Here is a 20247-nt window from a genome sequence, read left to right as displayed (position 1 = left end):
CCGAAGCACCCCGGGCACCGGAGACACCCAGGGCACCCCAGGCCCCCCCAAGCTCACCGCAGGTGCCCCGTGTCATTGACCAGCCGCACAGACGCGTTGCCGTCCGCGTAGTACGCGACCGCCGAGATCGAGGCCGCCGACAGTTCCATCCGGAACAGGGACTCCGGCGGCGCCCCCAGGGCCAGCCTGACCAGGGTCTTGATCGGGGTCACATGGGTCACCGCGAGCACCGTGCGCCGGGGGTGCGCGGCGATGAGCCGGTCCCGGGCCGCCGCGACCCGCCGCGCCACCGCGGCAAAGCTCTCGCCGCCGCCCGTCGGGGCCGCCTTGGCCGAGCCGAGCCACGCGTCGAGGTCGTCGGCGTACCGCTCGCGCACCTCGGCGAAGGTCAGCCCCTCCCACGCCCCGAAGTCCGTCTCGCGCAGGCCCTCCTCGATGTGGACGTCGAGCCCGAGACGGGCCGCCACGGCGGCGGCGGTCTCGCGGCACCGCCGCAGCGGGGACGAGACCACGACCTCGATGGTGCCGCGCTCGGCGGACGCGGCCGCGGCCCGTTCGGCCTGGGCGCGCCCGACGGCCGACAGCTCGGGGTCGGTCCCGCCGCTGCCGGAGAACCGCTTCGCGGGCGTGAGCGCCGTCTCGCCGTGCCGCAACAGTACGAACGTGGCGGGCGCCCCCAGATCGGCCGAGGTCCCCCATCCGACGGTCGGCGCGGCCCCAACAGGTTTGTCCGGTACGGGAGTTGGGGCCGAAGCTGGTGCGGCGACGGGAGCCGGAGCCCGTACCGGACTCGTAACCGGCCCGGAGCCCGAAGCCGAAGCACCCATGGAAGGCACGGCCGCCCCGGAGCCCGAAGCCGAAGCACCCATGGAAGGCGCGGCGTCCCCGGCGCCCGAAGCCGAAGCACGTACCGAAGGCGTAGCCGGCCCGGCGACCGAAGCCGGAGCCCGCAAGGGACTCGCCGCGCCGGCCAGCGCCGCCCGCGCCCTGGCCGCACCCGCCGCCGCGTCGCCGACCACCCGGGCCGCGCTCGCGTCGGCGGAGGCGGACAGGTCGGCCGTGGACCGCGAGGGCGACCAGCGCTCGCCCCGCTTGCCCGCGTCCATCGCCTCGTTGGCGAGCCGGTCCGCGTGCTTGTTGCGCTCGCGCGGGATCCACTCGTACGACACCTGCGAGGGCGGCAGGATCCGCGCCGCCTGCGCGGCGAGCGGCTTCATGTCGGGGTGCTTGATCTTCCAGCGGCCCGACATCTGCTCGACGACGAGCTTGGAGTCCATGCGCACCCGCACCAGCGCCGCCGGGTCGAGCTCCCGCGCGGCGCTCAGGCCGGCGATCAGCCCCCTGTACTCGGCGACGTTGTTCGTGGCGACACCGATGAACTCGGCGGCCTCGGCAAGGGTCTCGCCGGTCGCCGGGTCGAGGACGACCGCACCGTAACCGGCGGGACCCGGGTTGCCCCGTGAACCGCCGTCGGCCTCGACGACGAACTGCCGTGCGGCGTCCGGCACTTACAGGCCCGATTCCGAGGTGCGCACCAGGATGCGGCGGCAGTTCTCGCAGCGCAGCACCGCGTCGGGAGCGGCGGCCTTGACCTCGTTGACCTCGGTGATGTTGAGCTCCAGGCGGCAGCCCTCGCAGCGGCGCTGGTAGAGGCGCGCGGCGCCGACGCCGCCCTGCTGCGCGCGCAGCTTGTCGTACAGCTTGAGGAGGTCGGCCGGCACGGACCCGGCGACGATCTCGCGCTCCTTGGTCGCGGCGGCGATCTCGGCGTCGAGCCCGGCCAGCGCGGCGTCGCGGCGCGTGGTGGCGTCGTCGGTCTTGGCCTGCACGGAGGAGACCCGCTCGGTCAGCTCGGCGGCCCGCTCCTGGGCGGCCTCGCGGCGCTCCATGACTTCGAGGACGACGTCTTCGAGGTCGCCCTGGCGCTTGGCGAGCGAGACGATCTCGCGCTGGAGGCTTTCCAGGTCCTTCGGCGAGGAGACCGCGCCGGAGTCGAGGCGCTGCTGGTCACGGACGGCGCGCTGGCGCACCTGGTCCACGTCCTGCTCGGCCTTGGTCTGCTCGCGGGCGGTGTCGCTCTCCTCGGTCTGCGAGGCGACGAGGAGGTCGCGCAGCTGGGTGAGGTCCTTGGTGAGCGATTCGATCTCGGCGTGCTCGGGCAGCGAGGTGCGCTTGTGCGCGAGCTGCGACAGGCGGACATCCAGCGCCTGTACGTCGAGGAGGCGGATCTGGTCGGCGGGCGCGGCGTTCAGTTGGGGGCTCCATCAATAGAAGGGGAGGTGTGGTGGGCCGACCAGGGGTCGGTGACCGTCTTCGAGACGTGGACCCTCAGGTCCCAGCCGTGGCGGTCGGAAATCTCGTCGAGCTGGGCGGCGGCCTGTTCGCACCAGGGCCATTCGGTGGCCCAGTGCGCGGCGTCGACCAGACCGAGCGCGGAACGCTGGGTGGCCTCGGAGACCGGGTGGTGGCGCAGGTCGGCGGTGAGGAAGGCGTCGGCTCCCGAGGCGCGTACGGCGTCGAAGAGGCTGTCGCCGGAGCCGCCGCTGACCGCGACGGTCTTCACGAGCGCGTCGGGGTCGCCCGCGACGCGGATGCCCTGCGAGGTGGCGGGCAGCCGGGCGGCGGCGCGGGCGGCGAACTCGCCGAGCGTCATCGGGGGCTCGACCGCGCAGACGCGGCCCAGACCTCGCCGGCCCGCCGGGTCGGTGGCGTCGGGCACCAGCGGCCGCAGCACCCGTACGTCCAGGGCGCCGGCCAGGGCGTCGCTCACACCGGGGTCGGCGGTGTCGGCGTTGGTGTGCGCGACGTGCAGGGCGATGTCGTGCTTGATCAGGGTGTGCACCACGCGGCCCTTGAAGTGGCCCGCGGCGACCGTGGTGGTGCCGCGCAGATAGAGCGGGTGGTGGGTGACGACCAGGTCGGCGCCGAGCGTGACGGCCTCGTCCACGATGTCCTGGACGGGGTCGACGGCGAACAGGACCCGGCGCACCTCGGCGTCGGGGTCGCCGCAGACGGTGCCGACGGCGTCCCACCCCTCGGCCCGCTCGGGTGGCCAGAGGGCGTCGAGCGCGGCGATGACTTCAGACAGACGGGGCACGCAGACAGGTTACCTGCGCGACGCGCCCCGCAGGTCGGCCGCCGGTGCCCTCCTTCTGGACGGGGAGCCGCGCGGGTCGGTCGGGGACGGAGCGGGCGGCGATGACGCCGAGCCAAGCCCCCAGGCCTCCCCCCTGCCACCCCTGCCACCCCTGCCACCCTTGGCCCGCCCGGCCCCGGCCACCTTCGGGTTCTTCCCCACCCGCCGATCGCCTCGGCACCGACCTGGTCGATGGTCGCGGCACTGCCCCGGTCGACGGTTGCGGCACCGCCCCGGTCGACGATCGCGGCACCGCCCCGGTCGACGATCGCGGCACCGCGCCCCGGTCGACGGTCGGGGCACCGACCCGGTCGATCACCTCAGCGCCGCCCCGCCGATCGTCGCGGCACCGCCTCGGTCGACGGTTGCGGCACCGACCCGGCGGTCGACGGTCTCGGGGCCGGCCGACGGACCCACGGGCGGCCGGGCCGACGGGCCGCCGGGCCGACGGGCCGCCGGGCCCACTGGCCGACGGGGCCGCCGGGCCGCCGACTCTCCGAACGTTCCTGCACATCCGTCTCGCCCCCTTCAGGCGAATCGCCCACCCGCCACCCTTTGGTGTGAAGCGAGTGGTCTCGTGTTGTTCGGCTGAAGGTGCGAAAACTAGCTTCGGTGGCCGGAGGTGACCCATCTGATGACGGCTTTGGCCATCGAGACCGCCGCCGATGACGGCGCGGTCAGGAGTACGGGATTCGCCATCGCGGCGAACGGTGCGTACGCCGCGAGGCTGGTGCGCGACGAGGGCGGGACGGCGGCGTGGTTCCCCGAGCGCTGGACGCTCGACGGCCCCGAGCCCTACGCGGTGCCGCTCCCCGGCAACCAGCCGGAGGAGCCGGACACGGCGGTGCTGCCCATGGCGGACGGCCGGGTGCTCATCCACCGCCGGATCGCCGACCGGCACTCCTTCGCCCTGCTCTACCCCACAGGCCCCGCCACCGGCGAGCTGGCGCTCGGCGCGATCGCGGCGGGGGCGGACGCGGCGGAGGCGGACGCGTTCACGCTGCTCCCGCCGTCCCCCGACGGCAGCTGTGCCTACGCGCTCGCGGTCGGCCAGGACAGCACCGCACTGTGGCTGGTGGCGGGCGGCGCGTTCGGCCCCGAACTGGTGGCGCGCCTCAAGGGCCGCTGCTCCGGCGGCGCCTGGCTCGACCGCACCGGCCGGATGCTCGCCCTCGACCGGGATCTCGACGGCCGCACCAAGGCGGTCGCCGTCGACCTGGAGCGCGGCGGCGAGGTCACCGAGCTGCTGGAGATCACCGAGGAGAGCAACGACCGGCTGCTGCTCGCGGACGCCGACAGCGGGCTGCTCCTGATCCGCTCGGACGCGCCGGGCCACGACCGGCTCGGCTGGGGCGTGCTCGGCTCCGCGCTCCCGGTGCGCTTCCCGGAGTGCCTGCGCCTGGCGGACGCGGCCATCACCCCGTTCGCCGTGCAGCCGGGCCAGGTCCTGATGCCGGAGTCCTGCGCGGTGGCCCTGCGCATCGACGCGGCGGCCGGCACCTGGGTCGGCATCTGGCGCCCCGCGGGCCGACATCTGCATCAACTCGCCGCCCCGCAAGGCTGGTTGGCGGGCGCCGGGCTGTGGACACCGCAGGGAGTGCTCAGGCTTCCGTACGCCACCGACGCGAGCCCGTGCGCGGTGCTCGAACTGCCCGCACCGCCGGACCCGGCGCCCGCGCCGCCCGCCCCGCCCCCGGCCCCCGCGAGACCCGCCGCGGCCAAGCCCGTACCGCTGGGGCAGGCGCCCCTGACCGGCCGTCGGCCGCCGTCGGGAGATCGTTAGACTCGGCGCCCTGTACGAGCGAGACATGTGAAGACGACTACGGGGTGACCAGGGCTCATGTCCAACCAGACCGACATCCGTCCGCAGGAGACGGAGAACGACAGCGCGGGCCGGCACCGGGGCGGTGCGGCGTCGACCGAGGATTCGGTGACGCCGCCCCACGGACGCCACCGGCGCGAGCAAAACGCAGGCGACCCCGCCTGACCCCGGGGCTCCGCCCCACCCCCGGTTCGCGCCTGAAGGGCGCCCGTCCTCAAACTCCCCCAAGGCCGCAAGGGCCAGGGGGCACCCCCACGACAGCACGACAGGCTGAGGTGGCCCCTGCATGGCCCCCAGCCAAGTCACACCCAGTCAGGGACGCGAGGAACCGCGCGAGACCCGGGCACGATCCGCAGACGAACCCGGGTTGCCAGAGGCGCGAGGAACCGCGCGAGACGCGGGCACGGACCGCAGACGAACCCGGGTTGTCAGAGGCGCGGGGAACCGCGCGAGCGTCCTCGACGGGGCGCAGGTCGGAGGGTGGACCCGGGAGGCGTGGGCGCTCAACCGTGCCGCAGCCCCAGCACCTCCGCCGCCGCGAACGTCTCGCCCTCGGGGCGTCCCGCGTAGTACGGAGAGATCAGCTCGTCCAGCTCCTCGTACGAGAAGGCCTCCTTCGCCGTGTCGAACTTGGCAGCCACCCGCGGCCGTTCCACGATCGCGACCATGCCGCCATGCACCACGAGGAGCTGCCCGTTGACCTGGCCGGCCGCGGGCGAGGCGAGATAGCCCACGAGCGGCGAGACGTGCTCCGGCGCCAGCGGGTCGAGCTCGCCCTCCCCCGGCTCCTGGAACCCCTGGAACACGTCCTCGGTCATGCGGGTCCGGGCGCGCGGGCAGATCGCGTTGGCGGTGACCCCGTACTTGGCGAGCGCGAGGGCGGTCGAGGTGGTGAGGCCGACGATGCCGCCCTTGGCCGCCGCATAGTTGGGCTGGCCCGCCGAGCCCGCGAGGAAGGCCTCCGAGGAGGTGTTGACGATCCGGCCGTAGACCGGGCCGCCCGCCGCCTTGGAGCGCTCGCGCCAGTGCGCCGCGGCGAAGTGGGTGGTGTTGAAGTGGCCCTTGAGGTGCACATGGATCACCGAGTCCCACTCGGCCTCGCTCATCGAGAAGATCATCCGGTCCCGCAGGATGCCCGCGTTGTTGACCAGGATGTCGAGCTTGCCGTACGTGTCGATCGCCAACTGGACCAGATCGCGGGTCTGTTGGTGGTCGGCCACGTCACCGGTGTGGGCGGTGGCCCGGCCGCCCGCGGCGCGGATCTCGGCGGCGACCTCCTCGGCGGGGCCCTTCGACGCCCGGCCCGTGCCGTCGCGGCCCGGCTGTCCGAAGTCGTTGACGACGACGGCCGCGCCGAGCCGGGCCAGCTCCAGCGCCTCGGCCCGGCCGAGCCCGCGCCCGGCGCCGGTGACGATCGCGGACAGACCTTCAAGTGGCAGTACTGCCATGCCGGTTGGATCCTTTCGAAAGGGCGGACAAGGACGGCGTCAGATCTCAATGCAGGTGCGCAACGCCTCACCGCTGCGCATCTGGTCGAGCGCGTCGTTGATCCCGGCGAGCCGCACCCGGTGGGTGATCAGCCCTTCCAGGTCGATGCGGCCCGCCCGCCACAGCGCGATGGCCCGCTCGTAGGAGCGCAGCACGTCGCCGCCGCCGTACATCGACGGCAGGATGCGCTTCTCGTCGAAGAACAGCTCGAACATGTTGACTTGGAAGAAGTCGTCCATGGCGCCCGCGCCCACCACGCACAGGGTGCCGCCGCGCCGGGTGTTCTCGTACGCGGTGCGGGCGGTGGCGGAGCGGCCGACGACCTCGAAGACGTAGTCGAAGCCCTCCCCCGCGGTGATCCGCTGCTTGGCGTCGGCGAACTCCTCGGGCGAGACGGCTTCCGTGGCGCCGAACCTGAGCGCCGCATCGCGCCGCGACGCCACCGGGTCGACGGCGACGATCTGTGCGGCGCCCTGCACCCGCGCGCCCTGGACGGTGGAGATGCCGACCCCGCCGCAGCCGATGACGGCGACCGACGAACCGGCCTCCACCTGCGCGGTGTTGATGGCCGCGCCGAGCCCGGTGGTCACCCCGCAGCCGATGAGCGCCGCGATCTCGTACGGCACGTCGTCGGGGATCGGCACCGCGCAGCCGGCCGCGACGACGACCTCCTCGGCGAAGGTGCCGGTGCCCGCGAAGCCGAACACGTCGCCCTCGGCCCGCCGGAAGTTGGGGGTCCCGGCGTTCATGAATCCGGCGAGGCACAGCTGGGTCTGGCCACGCTTGCAGGACGGGCACACCCCGCACGCGGGCAGCCAGCACATCAGGACCCGGTCGCCCTGCTTGAGGTCCGTCACGCCGTCGCCGACGTCGATGATCTCCCCGGCCCCCTCGTGCCCCGGCACGAACGGCGCGGGCTGCGGCAGTACGCCGCTCATCGCCGAGAGGTCGGAGTGGCACAGGCCCGTGGCGCGGACGCGGAGCCTGACCTTGCCGGGGCCGAATCCGGTCGCCTCCATGTCGTCGACCACGTCGAGCTTGTCCTGGCCTATCTCGTGCAGTACGGCTGCGCGCATGGTGCTGCTCCCCTCAGGTGCCCTCATGTGCCCTCAAGTACCGGTGCCGTCGGCTCAGTTGTGTTCGACGACCGTGTCGGCAAGGACCGGCGCGTCGTCCCGCTCGACGGCCGTCACCGACACATGGACACGGCCGGGGTCCGACCACGTCCGGATGCGCAGGGTCTCGCCCGGGAAGACGACGCCGGTGAAGCGGGTGGCGTAGGAGCGGACCCGGGTCACATCGCCGTCGAGCAGCGTGTCCACGACGGCTTTCAGCGTCATCCCGTACGTGCAGAGGCCGTGCAGGATCGGCCGGTCGAAGCCGGCGAGCTTGGCGAAGTCGGGGTCGGCGTGCAGCGGGTTCCAGTCGCCCGACAGGCGGTAGAGCAGGGCCTGTTCCTCGCGGACGGGGCGCTCGATCACCTGGTCGGGCGCCCGGTCGGGCTGCTCGACGCGGGCGGAGGGGCCCCGGTCCCCGCCGAAGCCGCCCTCGCCGCGCACAAAGATCTGCGCGTCGCTGGTCCACAGCGGGCCGTCCGCGTCGGCGGCCTCGGTGCGCAGGACCAGGATGGCGGCCTTCTGCTTGTCGTGGACGGCGGCGACCCTGGAGGTCGAGGTGGCCTCGCCGCGTACGGGGATCGGCCGGTGCACGGTGATGGCCTGCCCACCGTGCAGCACGGCCGCCAGGTCCACGTCGATGCCGGGGGCGGACAGGCCGCCGACCACGCCCATGCCGGCGCCCGCGACGGTCGCGAAGGACGGCAGGACGTGCAGCCGGGACTCCAGGGTGTAGCGCAGCTCGTCGGGATCGGTGGCGGGGTTCGGTTTGCCTTGGAGCGATCCCGCCCCCAGCCCCAGGTGGTAGAGCTGGATGTCCTTGTGGTCCCAGGTGATGGTGGTGGACCGGGGCTCGGCGGCGATGGCCTTCGCGGCATCAATGGGCATGAGGACGCTGCTCCTTGCGCGTGGTGCGGGCACGGGAAGAAGACCTCGGTGCGGCCGTCCGCACCGTCGGCCCCACCGAGGTCGTACTGGACCGGACCGCGTACCCGTTCCGGACCCGGATCCGCTCGGCGCGGGCCCGTTCTAGAACGCGTTCTAGGCCGATGGCCCCTAGGTATAGCGCACCCCCAGGCCGATGTGAAGGCTCCTGACGCTGCGTCAGGTCGTGGCTCGGCCCGCGACACCGTGACATTTGTCCTGGCCATCTCCGTACACCTCGCATCTGGGGCGGCCGGGCCCGGATCCGTAGCGTTCAGGTCATGACGCAGACGCACAGGGGAACGCAGGCGCACAGGGGACCGGAGAGCGCGACCGCGGTCGGTTTCAGCGGGGTGGTCAAGTCCTTCGGGGCGGTCCGGGCCGTGGACGGGGCCGAGTTGACCATCGGACGTGGCGAGACCGTGGCGCTGCTGGGCCGCAACGGAGCCGGCAAATCCACCACCCTCAGTCTGCTGCTCGGCCTGAACGAGCCCGACGCGGGCGAGGTACGGATCTTCGGACGCACCCCGGAGCGGGCCGTACGGGACGGACTCGTCGGGGCGATGCTCCAGGAGGGCAGCCCGATCCCCCGGGTCACCGTGCGGGAGCTGGTGTCCTTCATGGCCGGCATGTACCCCGAGCCGATGCCGCTCGCCGAGTCGCTTGCCCTGGCCGGCCTCACCGATTTCGCCGGCCGGCGGGTCGACAAGCTCTCCGGCGGCCAGACCCAGCGGGTCCGGTTCGCCATGGCGCTCGCGGGCAACCCCGAACTGCTGCTCCTGGACGAGCCGACGGCCGCGCTCGACGTCGAGGCGCGCCGCGCGTTCTGGGAGTCGATGCGCACCTACGCCGGCCGGGGCAACACGGTGCTGTTCTCCACCCACTACCTGGAGGAGGCCGACGACAACGCGGATCGCACGTCGTCATCGACCGGGGCCGGATCGTCGCCGACGGGCCCGGCGGGGAGATCAAGCGGGCGGCCGGCGGCAGCCTGGTCTCCTTCGACCTCGCGGGCGCTTCGAGCGCCGGGCTCTCCCTGCTGCCCGGGGTGGTCGGCGTCGAGATCCACGGCGACCGGGCGCGTCTGCGCTCCGACGATTCGGACGCCACCGTCATGGCCCTTGCCGCCATGGGCGCCGTCCGTCGCCTGGAAGTGGCCCCCGCGAGTCTGGAAGACGCCTTCCTCTCGCTCACCGCACGCGAAAGCGAGAACGTCTGATGGTCGAGTACATCAAGCTGGAGATGCGGCGCACGCTCCGTGACCCCTCCTTCGTGATCTTCGGCATCGGGATGCCGGTGCTGATGTATCTGCTCTTCACCAACATCGGCGGCGCCGACAACAGCGCCGACTGGAAGACCCAGTCCATGATCGGCATGGCTGCCTACGGCGCGCTGGGTGCCGCACTGGGCGCCGGGACCGGGGTCGCGTCGGACAAGGCGATCGGCTGGCTGCGGCAGCTGCGGATCGCTCCGCTGGCGCCGACGAAGGTGGTGACCGGGCGGGCGATCAGCGGCTCGGTGACCGTACTGCCCGGCATCCTCGCGGTGTTCCTGTCCGGCGCGCTGATCAACGGCGTGCGCCTGGACGCCTGGCAGTGGGCGGCCCTCACCCTGCTGCTGTGGACCGGCGCGCTGCCCTTCACGATGCTCGGCCTCGGCAACGGCTACCGGCTCTCGGCGCAGGCCACCGGCGTCGTCAACGTGGCCCTGTCTGATGGGTCTCGGGATCCTGGGCGGTCTGTGGTTCCCGATCGAGGCCTTCCCCGGCTGGCTGCGTAAGATCGCCGAGTACACTCCCACCCACCGCTTCGCCGACCTCGGCTGGGCCACCTCGCAGGGGCACGCCCCGGGAGCGGCCACCATCGCCCTGATGGGAGCCTGGCTCGTCGCCTTCGGCGCGTACGCCGTGGTCTCCTACCGTCGGTCCGCACGGACCGCGTGAACGCCGCGCGCCGGGTCCGCACGCCGGCCGGACCCGGGCACGAGCCGGCCCGTTCGGAGCCCGGACGTGACCGCTCGGGGCCCGGACGTGACCGCTCGGGGCCCGGACGGGCAAGCGCATGAGTCGCATGAGCCGTCAGTACGGAGAGAACACGATGCCCTCACTGATTCCGAAGCTGCCGCCGCGCGGCGAGAAGACCGCCGAGTTCCCGGGCCCGCCCGCGAACGGCTACACCTTCCTGCCGTGGCTGCTCATGGGCACCGGCCCCGTCGTCGAGGTGATCACCGGTGAGGCGGCCTACCCGGTGCTCGGCGGCCTCGGCATCGTCGCGTTCGCGCTCCTGTACGCGATGGCCGCGTTCCGCGCCTTCGACAAGGCACAGCGCGAAGAGCGGACGACGATCGTCCTGCTCGGCGCGCTCGCCGCCGTCACGTACGCCCTCGGGATCGGATACGGCGGGGTCTGGCTCCTCTTTTTCCCGCTGCTCTCGCTCGCCTGCGGCGCGGTGCTGCGGGGCCGGCGGCTCGGCCCCGTGATCCTCACGCTCGCGGCCTCGGTGGGCGTGATCTCGGGCATCGAGACCGGGGACCCGTGGGACAACATGACGATCGCGTACGGGACGTTCCTGTCCGGCCTGGTGATCTCGGCGCTGCTCTCCCTGTCCGAGACGGTCCGCGAACTGCGCGACACCCGGCAGGAGTTGGCCCGTACCGCGGTGGAGAAGGAGCGTCTGCGCTTCTCCCGCGACCTGCACGACCTGCTCGGCCACACCCTCTCCGTCATCGTGGTGAAGTCGGAGGCCGCCCGCCGGCTCGCGCCGCGCGACCTGGACGCGGCGCTCGGGCAGGTCGCCGACATCGAGTCGGTCGGCCGCCAGGCGCTCACCGAGATCCGCGAGGCGGTCACCGGCTACCGCGAGGGGAGCCTCGCCACCGAACTCGACCGGGCCCGCTCGGCCCTCGGCGCCGCCGAAGTCGACCCGGTGGTACGCCAGTCGGGGCCGCCGCTGCCCGCGCAGGCCGAGGCGCTGCTGGGCTGGGTGGTCCGCGAGGCGGTCACCAACGTCGTGCGCCACAGTGCGGCGACGCGCTGCGAGATCATGATCGAGGGCACGCCGGAGCGGGTCACCCTGACGGTCACCGACAACGGCAGGGGCGCCCCCGCGGCGCCCGCCCCGACCCCGCGGATCGGCGGCACGGGCCTGAAGGGCCTGACCGAACGCCTCGCCGCGGCCGGCGGCTCCCTGACCTCGGGCCCGGCCCCCCGCACCGGCTTCCAGGTGAGCGCCGAACTCCCGGTGGACCCGGCGGACGCGGCCCTGGACGCCGAACTGAGCACGGCGCAGGGATGCGGATTCCGGCGAGCCGCGAAGTGAGGCGGGGCGGGGAGTGAGGGCCGGTGAGGCGGGGCGGGGCCGCCGCTCGCCGCGTGCGGGACCTCGGCCTTTTGGCCCGTGACAGGGTGAACGGATGACGAAGAAGCGCGAGCACTCATCCGATCTCCACCCCGAACCGTGGTCGGACGGCTCTCCGGCCCCTGACGATCTCGTGGTGGCGAAGGCGCTCGCCTACGACCCCTGCGGATTCACCTGTTCGCAGCCAGTGCCCGAAGCCGAGAGTGCCGCTTACGCCGCCCATGAGTTCACCCTCGACGGCCTCTCCGTCCGCTTCCGCGCGGCCAGGACGACCCCCACCAAGGCCGGCCAGTTCGTCACCGTCTGGAAGCGGTCCCCGGGCGGGCCCATCCAGCCCTTCGACACCACTGACCGCGTCGACCTCTTCGTCATCGGCACCCGCGACGGGCACCACCTCGGCCAGTTCGTCTTTCCCCTGGACGCGCTCCGCCACCACGGTGTCGTGTCGACGAACGGCCGCGGTGGGAAACGAGCCTTCCGCGTCTACCCGCCCTGGGTCACCACCACCAACCGGCAGGCCGGCCGTACGCAGGCGTGGCAGCTGGACTTCTTCCTGCATCTGCACCAGGACGGGCCCGTCGACCTGGCCCGCGTGCGAAAGCTCTACCACCCGTAGGACGGCGCCGCCGCGACCGGGCGACCGCAACGCACCATGCGGGCGGACGGCCCACCAGCACGTGATCGCACGGCGCGGACCGGCCGTAGTCTGCCTCCATGGACGAGATGCCCCAGGACCACCGACCCGCCACATCCGTACGCGTACTCCTCGCCGAGGACCAGGGCATGATGCGCGGCGCGCTCGCGCTGCTGCTCGGCCTTGAGGAGGACATGGAGGTCGTCGCACAGGTCTCGGCCGGTGACAGGATCGTGCCCGAGGCGCTGGTCTCCCGGCCCGACGTGGCCCTGCTCGACATCGAACTGCCGGGCAAGAGCGGCCTGGACGCGGCAGCGGAGCTGCGCGACGAGGTCCCGGACTGCCGGGTGCTGATCCTCACCACCTTCGGCCGTCCCGGCTATCTGCGCCGCGCGATGGAGGCGGGGGCCGCGGGGTTCCTCGTGAAGGACGGGCCGGTCGAAGACCTCGCCGAGGCGATCCGCCAGGTCCTGCGCGGCGAGACGGTCATCGACCCGGCGCTCGCGGCGGCCGCGCTCAGCGCGGGCCCGAGCCCGCTGACCGCGCGCGAGCGCGACGTCCTGAACGCCTCGGTCGACGGGGCGACGGTCTCCGACATCGCGGGCAAGCTGCACCTGTCGGAGTCGACGGTGCGCAACTACCTCTCGTCCGCCATCGGCAAGACGGGCACCCGCAACCGCATGGAGGCGGTACGGTCGGCCCGCCAGCAGGGCTGGCTGTAGCCGCCTCAACCGGCCCTGGGCGAGCGGCACTTGTCAGCTGCGTCGCGCGGGGCCCGTCGTCCGGGGCAGCCACACCAGGCCGATCGCCACGCCGGCGAGGAGGACGAATCCGCCGACGCGGAACGCGAGCGCGTACCCGGCGGTGAGGTTGTCGGCGCTCTGGACCGCCCCGGTGCGGGACGCGGCGACCGTGGAGAGGACGGCGAGCCCCAGCGCCCCGCCCATCGTCCGGGACGTGTTCATCAGGCCGGACACCAGCCCGGCCTCGCCCGGCGCCGAGCCCGAAGTGGCCAGCGTCGCAAGGGGAGTTGTGGCCAGGCCCGCGCCGGTCATCATGAGGACGCCGGGCACGAGGATCGACAGCCAGTACGGATCGTCCGCCCGCATCGTGGACTGCCAGCCGAACCCGGACGCGGTCACCAGCATGCCCAGCACGGCCAGATTGCGGGCGCCCGTCCTCGGCATGATGCGTGGCGCCAGCTTCGAGCCGATCACGACGCTGAGCGAGCTGGGGATGAAGGCGAGGCCCGCGTCCAGCGGCGTGTAGCCGAGCACGTTCTGGGCGTACAGCGTCATGAGGAACCAGGTGCAGAACATCGCGGAGCCGCACACGAACATCACGGCGTTGGCGGCGGACACGGCCCGCAGCCGGAAGAGCCGCAGCGGCATGAGCGGCGCGGCGGCGCGGCTCTCGACCACGAGGAAGACGAGCAGCAGCGCGCTGCCGCCGACCAGCGGGACCAGCGTCCCGACGGCGCCCCATCCCGATGCGTCGGTCTGCACGATGCCGTACGAGAGGGTCGCGAGCCCGGCCGTGGCCAGGACGGCGCCCGGCAGGTCGAGCCGGTGGCGGCCACCCGCCCGCGACTCGGTGATCCACAGCGCGGCGCCGAGCAGTACGAGCGCGCCGACGGGCACGTTGATGAGCAGGACCCAGCGCCACGACAGGGCGTCGGTGAGCACCCCGCCGACGAGGCCGCCCGCCGCGCCGCCGCCCGCGCCGACCGCCGCCCAGGTGCCGATGACCCGGGTGCGGGCGGCGCCCTCCGGGACGGCGGCGGTCAGGATGGTGAGGGTGGCCGGCGCGAGGACCGCCGCCCCGAGCCCCTGCGCGGCCCGGGCCGCGAGCAACTGCCAGCCCTCCTGGGCGAGTCCGCCGCCGAGGCTGGCCGCGGTGAACAGGCCGAGCCCCACGAGGAACATCCGCTTGCGCCCGTACAGGTCGCCCGCGCGCCCGCCGAGCAGCATGAACCCGGCGAAGGCGATGGCGTACGCGTTGACCACCCATTGCAGGCCGCCCGCGCTCGTCCCGAGACCGGCCCGCATGGAGGGCAGCGCCACGTTGACGACGGACACATCGAGCACGACGAGGAACTGCCCCGCACAGGCGGCGAGGACGACGGGCCAGGTGCGGGGGGTTCGGGTGGGGGTGGCTATGTGGGTGTCAGCGGACGCTTGGGCCATGCGGGTCATGGTCGCACGGGGCGGGCGCCCGTTACCCCTGCTTTCCCCGACCCCTTGGAGCTCCGCGGCGACGGGCGCCACCGCCCGGCACCGGGTGCCCTACAGGGGGGAGCGCGGGGCGGGGCAGGGAAGGGCGGAGTCAGCGGCGCAGTACCGTCACCACCGCCGCGCCGCCGAGCCCGATGTTGTGGGCGAGCCCGATGCGTGCGCCCGGGACCTGGCGGGGGCCCGCCTCGCCGCGCAGCTGCCACACCAGCTCGGCCGCCTGGGCGAGGCCCGTCGCGCCGAGCGGGTGGCCCTTCGAGATCAGGCCGCCGGACGGGTTCACCACCCAGCGGCCGCCGTACGTCGTCGCCCCGGACTCGACGAGCTTGCCCGACTCCCCCGCCGCGCACATCCCCAACGCCTCATACGTAAGGAGCTCGTTGATGGAGAAGCAGTCGTGCAGCTCGATGACGTCGACGTCCTCGATGCCCACGCCCGCCCCGGCGAACGCCTGACGGCCGGCCTCCCTGGACATCGGGGCGCCGACCGCGTCGATGCAGCTTCCGGACGCGAACGACTCCTCGGTGTCGGTCGTCATCGCCTGGCCGGCGATCTCGACCGCCCTGTCGCCGAGCCCGTGCCGCTCCACGAACCGTTCCGACACCACCACCGCCGCGGCCGAGCCGTCCGATGTCGGTGAGCACTGGAGCTTGGTGAGGGGACGGTGGATGGTCCTGGCCGCCAGGACCTCCTCCACCGTGTACGCGTCCTGGAACTGCGCGTTGGGGTTGTTCACCGAGTGCCGGTGGTTCTTGGCGCCCACCGCGGCCAGCTGCGCCGGGGTCGTCCCGTACCGCTCCATGTGCTCGCGCGCCGCGTTGCCGAAGATCTGCGCGGTGGGCGGCGTCATCTCGAAGCCGTGGCGCGCCGCCATGACGCCGTAGTGGCGGGCCACGGGCGAGGTCGCGAAGTCACCGCCGTCCGATCCCCCGCCGAGCGCGCCCCGCTTCATCTTCTCGAAGCCGAGCGCGAGGACACAGTCGCTGACGCCGCCCTCCACGAACTGCCGCGCCAGCATCAGCGCGCTCGCCCCGGTCGCGCAGTTGTTGTTGACGTTGTAGACGGGCACGCCCGTCAACCCCAGTTCGTAGACGGCCCGTTGGCCCGCCGTGGACGCCTGGAAGCAGTAGCCGGCCGGGACCTGTTCGACGAGGCCGTAGCCGATGCCCGCGTCCGCGAGCGCCGCGCTCCCCGCCTCCTTCGCCATGTCCCAGTACTGCCAGTCGCGGGACTGCGGCTTCTCGAACCTGGTCATGCCGACACCGACGACGTAACTCTTCATCGCACTCTTCACGACAACAAGACCCTTCAGTCTCGGGGCAGGCCGAGGATGCGCTCGGCGACGACGTTGAGCTGGACCTGGGTGGTGCCGCCCGCGATGGTCAGGCAGCGCGACATGAGGAAGCCGTGCACCGCCCGCTCGCCGGGTCCTTCGGCGGACGCGCCCTCGGGGCCGAGGAGTTCCAGGGCGAGTTCGGCGACCTTCTGCTGGTGCGGGGTCTGGATGAGCTTGCGGACGCCGGCCCCCGCGCCCGGTTCGAGGCCGGACACCTGTCGCATGGTGGTCCGAAGACCGATGCAGGCCAGCGCGTGTGCCTCGGCGGCCAGCGCGCCGATCCGCGCCCGGTACGCCCCGTCGAGCTCCCCGGACCGGTCGATCAGCGTTTCGAGTCCGGTGTCGAAGGCGACCTGGTCGGCCATGTGGACGCGCTCGTTGCCCAGGGTGTTGCGCGCGATACGCCAGCCGTCGTTCACCTCGCCGACCACGGCGTCGGCGGGCAGCAGAGCCCCGTCGAAGTAGACCTCGTTGAAGAGGGAGTGGCCGGTGATCTCCTTCAGGGGACGGATGTCGATGCCCTCGGTCCGCTTCATGTCGACGAGGAAGTAGGTGAGCCCCTTGTGCTGGGGGGCGGCCGGGTCGGTGCGGGCGAGCAGGATGCCGTGGTCGGCGCCCTGCGCGGCGCTCGTCCACACCTTCTGGCCGGTCACCCGCCAGCCGCCGACCGCGGTGCGCTCGGCCCGGGTGCGCAGTGAGGCCAGATCGGAGCCGGCGTCGGGCTCGGAGAACAGCTGGCACCATCGGAGCTCGCCGCGCAGGGTGGGGGCGAGGAAGCGGTCCTGCTGGGGGCCGGTGCCGTACGCGAGGAGCGAGGGCACCACCCAGGTCGCCGTGCCGAGCTCACTCAGGGTGACCCCGGCCCGTTTCAACTCGGCCTGGATCACCAGCTGTTGGAGCGGCCCCGCGCCCAGCCCGTACGGGGCGGGCAGGTGCGGGGCGGCGTACCCGGTGGGGGCGAGGGCGCGGCGCGCGGCGGCCGGGCCGAGGCCCCGCGCGCGCTCGGCGGCCGCACGCGCGGGCCCCCGGAAGTTCTCCGCCTCGGGCGGCAGCGCCATGCGCAGTTCCCGGCGGGCTCCCCCGCACGCCAGGCGTGCGGCCCGCAGCCGGTGGGCATCCCCGGCGCCGATGAGCTGGCGGGCGACCAGGGCCCGGCGCAGATACAGATGCGCGTCGTGCTCCCAGGTGAAGCCGATGCCGCCGAGGATCTGGACGCAGTCCTTGGCGCAGGTGTGGGCGGCGTCGAGGGCCGTGGCCGCGGCGAGCGAGGCGGCAAGGCCCCGCACGTCCGCGGGTTCGTCCATGGCGCGGGCCGCGTCCCAGACCAGCGCGCAGGCCTGTTCGAGGCGTACGAGCATGTCCGCGCAGAGATGCTTGACCGCCTGGAACCGGCCGATGGGCCGCCCGAACTGCCTGCGCACCTTGGCGTACGCGACGGCCATGTCCAGCGCGCGGGCCGCGGTGCCGCAGGACTCGGCGGCGAACAGCAGGGCGGCGAGGTCGTGGACCAGGGCGGCGTCGACCGCCAGGACGCGGTCCCGCGCCACCACGGCGCCCTCGGCCCGCACCCCGGCGGTGGGGCGGGTCGGATCGGCGCCGCGGTGCGGGGTGATCCGCAGGGCCGTGGCGTCCACCGCGCACCACAGCGTCCGGTCGTGCGCCGTGGCCGCGAGGACCACCAACTCGGCCTGGTGCGCGGCCAGTACGGGCGGCGCGGACCCGTCGAGCAGCCAGCCGCCCTCGCACGCGACGGCGGTCAGCGTGCCTTCGCCGAGCGCCACGGCGGCGGTCCTGCGGCCCTCGGCGACGTCCGCGACGAGGGCGTCGTGGCGCCCGGCCCTGCGGAGCAGTTCGGCGGCGAGCACCGAGGGCAGGTACGGGCCCGGCAGCAGCCCGCGCCCGGCCTCCTCTAGGACGACCGCGAGCTCGGGCAGCCCGCCCCCGCCGAACTCCTCGCCGAGGTGGATGCCGAGCAGCCCCTGCTCCGCGAGCCCGTCCCAGAATGGCGGCCGGCCGTCGGCGGGCCCCGGCCCGTCGACGAGTGCGCGCACCTCCTCCATCGGCACGGCCCGCGCCAGTTGCCCGCGTACCGCCTCCGCGAGCTGGCGTTCCTCCTGCGTGACCGCGATGCCCATGTACGCCCTCACCCGTCGCCGGACCCGGAACGGCGCAAGAGTAGAACACGTTTCAATCTGACGGAAGGTCAGGTGAGGTCTCCGGTGGGCACGCGGTGCGGTCGCCGCGCCGCGGGGCGGCGCACGGGCGCGCAGCCTGGTGGTGTCACGCCCAGGATGAGCCGGCACTGCCCACCGTCGCGGCGCCCGGGCATGATCACTGTCATGAACATCAACGACATGCACATGAAGGCAGTGACCATCCCCGAGTTCGGCGAGGCCGACGTGCTCCGCGTCCAGCGGATGCCGGTGCCCGAGCCGGGCCCCGGCCAGGTGTCCATCGACGTGAGTCATGCGGGCGCCAACTTCGCCGAGGTCCTTTACCGGCGCGGGGTGGTCGATGTGCCGCTGCCCTTCGTTCCCGGCATCGAGGTCTCCGGCCGCATCCGCGCCCTCGGCGAGGGCGTCACGGGCCTGCGGGCCGGCCAGCCGGTGGCCGCTCTGACGATCGTCGACGGCGGTGGATACGCCGAGGTGGCGGTCACCTCGGCGGACCTGGTCGCCCCGCTGGACGGCCTCGGCATCGACCTCGGCGTCGCCGCGGCGCTCCCCTCCAACAGCACCACCGCCTTCCTCGTCCTGGACCGGGTGGCGCGCATCGAGCCCGGAGAGCGGGTCCTCGTCCATGCCGCGGCGGGCGGTGTGGGCAGCCAACTCGGCCAGGCCGCACGCCTGCTGGGGGCCGGCCACGTGGTCGGAACGGTCGGCAGCGAAGCGAAGATCGAGACCGCCAAGGGCTTCGGCTACGACGAGGTGATCCTGCGCGACCGGATCGCCGACGCAGGCGAGTTCGACATCGTCGTCGACATGGTCGGCGGCCCCTCCCGCGCCGCGAGCCTGGACCGGCTGGCCCCCATGGGCCGCCTGGTGGTGATGGGCAACGCCTCGGGCGCCGACGACGTCGCCATCCCGGCCAACCACCTGTGGTTCACCAACAAGACCGTCTCCGGCTTCAACCTCGCCGCCTTCGCCGCGGCCTTCCCCAAGGACACCGGGCTCGCCCTGCGCCGCGCCGTACAGGCCGCGGCCCAGACAACCCTGCGGGTGCAGTCCGAGGTCCTGCCGCTGGAACGGGCCGCCGAGGCACACCGCCGCATCGAATCCGGGCGGACCACCGGCAAGCTGGTCCTGACCGTCGGGGCGCTCTGACACGCGGGCCCCGCGGGACCGCCCGGCGGCGCACCCGCGCACGGGACGGCACAGCGGGGCCTCGCAGGCCCCGCCCGCCCGCTGCCGCCCCCGCTCCGTACGGCACCATGGAGCGACCGCACACCTACGACCCCAAGGAGCCGGGCCGTGGCCACTCCCGAGCCGCAGATCCTGGCCGCCTTCGAGGCGGCCAAGGGCTTCATGCCCGTACGCGAAGGACTGGCGCTGTACGAGGCGGCCGCCGCGGCGGGGGCCCTCGGGCTGCCGCTCCTGGAGGTCGGGACCTACTGCGGGCGCTCCACGATCCTGCTCGCCGACGCCGCCCGCGCGAGCGGCACGGTCGCGGTCACCGTCGACCACCACCGCGGCAGCGAGGAGCAGCAGCCGGGCTGGGACTTCCACGACCCGACGGTCGTCGACCCCGAGGTGGGGCGGATGGACACGCTGCCCACCTTCCGGCGGACCCTGCACGCCGCCGGTCTTGAGGACCACGTGATCGCCGTGGTCGGTCACTCCCCGCAGGTGGCGCGGGTGTGGGGCGGGCAGCTCGGCTTCGTGTTCATCGACGGCGGGCACACCGACGAGCACGCCGGCGCCGACTACGAGGGGTGGGCGCCGAAGCTCGCCGAGGGCGCCACCCTGGCCATTCACGACGTCTTCCCCGACCCGGTGGACGAGTTCACCGGGCAGGCGCCGTACCGCGTCTATCTGCGGGCCCTGGAGTCGGGCGCGTTCACCGAGGTCTCCGCGACCGACTCGCTGCGCGTGCTGCGCCGGACGTCCGCCGCGCTGTGAGGCGTCGCGGCGTCCGGCCACCGCACTCCGCCGGCGTCCGGCCCGCCGCACTCCGCCAAGGCGCGGCGGGGCGCCTCGCGACGCCGG

The 20247-nt window shown here is 73.5% G+C and carries 16 protein-coding genes and 2 pseudogenes; 9 read left to right on the top strand and 9 right to left on the bottom strand.

All coding sequences use genetic code 11. The features are described from left to right. Positions 1-53 precede the first annotated feature (53 nt). From ACGFW5_RS27765 to ACGFW5_RS27755, 3 genes are read right to left on the bottom strand one after another with little or no spacing between them, the layout of a single operon-like run. Entirely contained in the window at positions 54-1508 is a 1455-nt protein-coding gene (locus ACGFW5_RS27765) for a bifunctional RNase H/acid phosphatase (protein WP_393837025.1), read from the bottom strand. Continuing rightward, a complete protein-coding gene (locus tag ACGFW5_RS27760; protein WP_393837085.1) occupies positions 1509-2252 on the bottom strand; it encodes a zinc ribbon domain-containing protein in 744 nt (247 codons plus the stop codon). It abuts the gene before it with no gap. Further along, the gene (locus ACGFW5_RS27755; RefSeq protein ID WP_393837024.1) at positions 2249-3097 is read right to left on the bottom strand and encodes a Nif3-like dinuclear metal center hexameric protein; all 849 of its coding nucleotides are present in this window, start codon (positions 3095-3097) and stop codon (positions 2249-2251) included. The genes ACGFW5_RS27760 and ACGFW5_RS27755 overlap by 4 nt, the downstream gene beginning before the upstream one ends. Before the next feature lie 673 nt (positions 3098-3770). Here ACGFW5_RS27755 and ACGFW5_RS27750 point away from each other — a divergent pair. Further along, positions 3771-4919: a hypothetical protein gene (locus tag ACGFW5_RS27750; protein WP_393837023.1), complete on the top strand. Its 1149-nt coding sequence runs from the start codon at positions 3771-3773 to the stop codon at positions 4917-4919. A 57-nt stretch (positions 4920-4976) separates the two neighbouring features. Continuing rightward, positions 4977-5123: a hypothetical protein gene (locus tag ACGFW5_RS27745; protein ID WP_393837022.1), complete on the top strand. Its 147-nt coding sequence runs from the start codon at positions 4977-4979 to the stop codon at positions 5121-5123. Between the two features lie 338 nt (positions 5124-5461). Here the strand turns inward: ACGFW5_RS27745 and ACGFW5_RS27740 are convergent, their stop codons facing one another. From ACGFW5_RS27740 to ACGFW5_RS27730, 3 genes are read right to left on the bottom strand one after another with little or no spacing between them, the layout of a single operon-like run. Next, a complete protein-coding gene (locus ACGFW5_RS27740; RefSeq protein WP_393837021.1) occupies positions 5462-6406 on the bottom strand; it encodes a 3-oxoacyl-ACP reductase in 945 nt (314 codons plus the stop codon). A 39-nt stretch (positions 6407-6445) separates the two neighbouring features. Further along, on the bottom strand, positions 6446-7522 hold the full coding sequence (locus ACGFW5_RS27735) for a Zn-dependent alcohol dehydrogenase (RefSeq protein ID WP_393837020.1): 1077 nt from the start codon (positions 7520-7522) through the stop codon (positions 6446-6448). A 54-nt stretch (positions 7523-7576) separates the two neighbouring features. Then, entirely contained in the window at positions 7577-8449 is an 873-nt protein-coding gene (locus ACGFW5_RS27730; protein WP_393837019.1) for a MaoC/PaaZ C-terminal domain-containing protein, read from the bottom strand. 317 nt (positions 8450-8766) lie between these two features. Here ACGFW5_RS27730 and ACGFW5_RS27725 point away from each other — a divergent pair. The 5 genes and pseudogenes from ACGFW5_RS27725 (at position 8767) to ACGFW5_RS27705 (ending at position 13197) form a co-directional block, all read left to right on the top strand. Next, positions 8767-9704 (top strand): annotated as a pseudogene (locus ACGFW5_RS27725) (ATP-binding cassette domain-containing protein). Further along, positions 9704-10427: pseudogene (locus tag ACGFW5_RS27720) on the top strand (ABC transporter permease). The pseudogenes ACGFW5_RS27725 and ACGFW5_RS27720 overlap by 1 nt, the downstream one beginning before the upstream one ends. A gap of 154 nt (positions 10428-10581) precedes the next feature. Further along, positions 10582-11802, top strand: coding sequence for a sensor histidine kinase (locus ACGFW5_RS27715; RefSeq protein WP_393837018.1), 1221 nt, complete (start codon positions 10582-10584; stop codon positions 11800-11802). A 94-nt stretch (positions 11803-11896) separates the two neighbouring features. Then, entirely contained in the window at positions 11897-12457 is a 561-nt protein-coding gene (locus ACGFW5_RS27710; protein WP_393837017.1) for a MepB family protein, read from the top strand. Positions 12458-12555: 98 nt separating this feature from the next. After that, complete coding sequence (locus ACGFW5_RS27705) at positions 12556-13197, top strand: response regulator (protein ID WP_393837016.1); 642 nt, start codon at positions 12556-12558, stop codon at positions 13195-13197. A 33-nt stretch (positions 13198-13230) separates the two neighbouring features. Here ACGFW5_RS27705 and ACGFW5_RS27700 read toward each other — a convergent pair whose 3' ends face one another. The 3 genes from ACGFW5_RS27700 to ACGFW5_RS27690 all read right to left on the bottom strand — a co-directional run bounded on the left by ACGFW5_RS27700 (position 13231) and on the right by ACGFW5_RS27690 (position 18177). After that, positions 13231-14670 (bottom strand): MFS transporter, encoded by a 1440-nt coding sequence (locus ACGFW5_RS27700; protein ID WP_393837015.1) that lies wholly within the window; start codon positions 14668-14670, stop codon positions 13231-13233. Between the two features lie 130 nt (positions 14671-14800). Continuing rightward, positions 14801-15988: a lipid-transfer protein gene (locus ACGFW5_RS27695; protein ID WP_393837084.1), complete on the bottom strand. Its 1188-nt coding sequence runs from the start codon at positions 15986-15988 to the stop codon at positions 14801-14803. Between the two features lie 26 nt (positions 15989-16014). Then, complete coding sequence (locus tag ACGFW5_RS27690; protein ID WP_393837014.1) at positions 16015-18177, bottom strand: acyl-CoA dehydrogenase; 2163 nt, start codon at positions 18175-18177, stop codon at positions 16015-16017. Between the two features lie 204 nt (positions 18178-18381). Between ACGFW5_RS27690 and ACGFW5_RS27685 the strand changes: the two genes are divergently transcribed. Beyond that, on the top strand, positions 18382-19365 hold the full coding sequence (locus ACGFW5_RS27685) for a zinc-binding alcohol dehydrogenase family protein (protein WP_393837013.1): 984 nt from the start codon (positions 18382-18384) through the stop codon (positions 19363-19365). Between the two features lie 201 nt (positions 19366-19566). Beyond that, positions 19567-20160: a class I SAM-dependent methyltransferase gene (locus ACGFW5_RS27680; RefSeq protein ID WP_393837083.1), complete on the top strand. Its 594-nt coding sequence runs from the start codon at positions 19567-19569 to the stop codon at positions 20158-20160. The last annotated feature ends 87 nt before the right edge of the window (positions 20161-20247 follow it).

It is taken from the genome of Streptomyces sp. NPDC048416 (assembly GCF_043200435.1).
GTDB lineage: Bacteria > Actinomycetota > Actinomycetes > Streptomycetales > Streptomycetaceae > Streptomyces.
The sequence above is the reverse complement of the archived record's forward strand: the minus strand, read 5'-3'. Positions and strand labels throughout refer to the sequence as shown.

Excerpts from the sequence above, each read along its gene's own strand:
- ACGFW5_RS27710 (WP_393837017.1), top strand. The coding sequence starts at position 11,897 with ATGACGAAGAAGCGCGAGCACTCATCCGATCTCCACCCCGAACCGTGG.
- ACGFW5_RS27730 (WP_393837019.1), bottom strand. The coding sequence starts at position 8,449 with ATGCCCATTGATGCCGCGAAGGCCATCGCCGCCGAGCCCCGGTCCACC.
- ACGFW5_RS27740 (WP_393837021.1), bottom strand. The coding sequence starts at position 6,406 with ATGGCAGTACTGCCACTTGAAGGTCTGTCCGCGATCGTCACCGGCGCC.
- ACGFW5_RS27685 (WP_393837013.1), top strand. The coding sequence starts at position 18,382 with ATGAACATCAACGACATGCACATGAAGGCAGTGACCATCCCCGAGTTC.
- ACGFW5_RS27695 (WP_393837084.1), bottom strand. The coding sequence starts at position 15,988 with ATGAAGAGTTACGTCGTCGGTGTCGGCATGACCAGGTTCGAGAAGCCG.
- ACGFW5_RS27705 (WP_393837016.1), top strand. The coding sequence starts at position 12,556 with ATGGACGAGATGCCCCAGGACCACCGACCCGCCACATCCGTACGCGTA.
- ACGFW5_RS27715 (WP_393837018.1), top strand. The coding sequence starts at position 10,582 with ATGCCCTCACTGATTCCGAAGCTGCCGCCGCGCGGCGAGAAGACCGCC.
- ACGFW5_RS27750 (WP_393837023.1), top strand. The coding sequence starts at position 3,771 with ATGACGGCTTTGGCCATCGAGACCGCCGCCGATGACGGCGCGGTCAGG.
- ACGFW5_RS27680 (WP_393837083.1), top strand. The coding sequence starts at position 19,567 with ATGCCCGTACGCGAAGGACTGGCGCTGTACGAGGCGGCCGCCGCGGCG.
- ACGFW5_RS27735 (WP_393837020.1), bottom strand. The coding sequence starts at position 7,522 with ATGCGCGCAGCCGTACTGCACGAGATAGGCCAGGACAAGCTCGACGTG.
- ACGFW5_RS27745 (WP_393837022.1), top strand. The coding sequence starts at position 4,977 with ATGTCCAACCAGACCGACATCCGTCCGCAGGAGACGGAGAACGACAGC.
- ACGFW5_RS27700 (WP_393837015.1), bottom strand. The coding sequence starts at position 14,670 with ATGACCCGCATGGCCCAAGCGTCCGCTGACACCCACATAGCCACCCCC.
- ACGFW5_RS27690 (WP_393837014.1), bottom strand. The coding sequence starts at position 18,177 with ATGGGCATCGCGGTCACGCAGGAGGAACGCCAGCTCGCGGAGGCGGTA.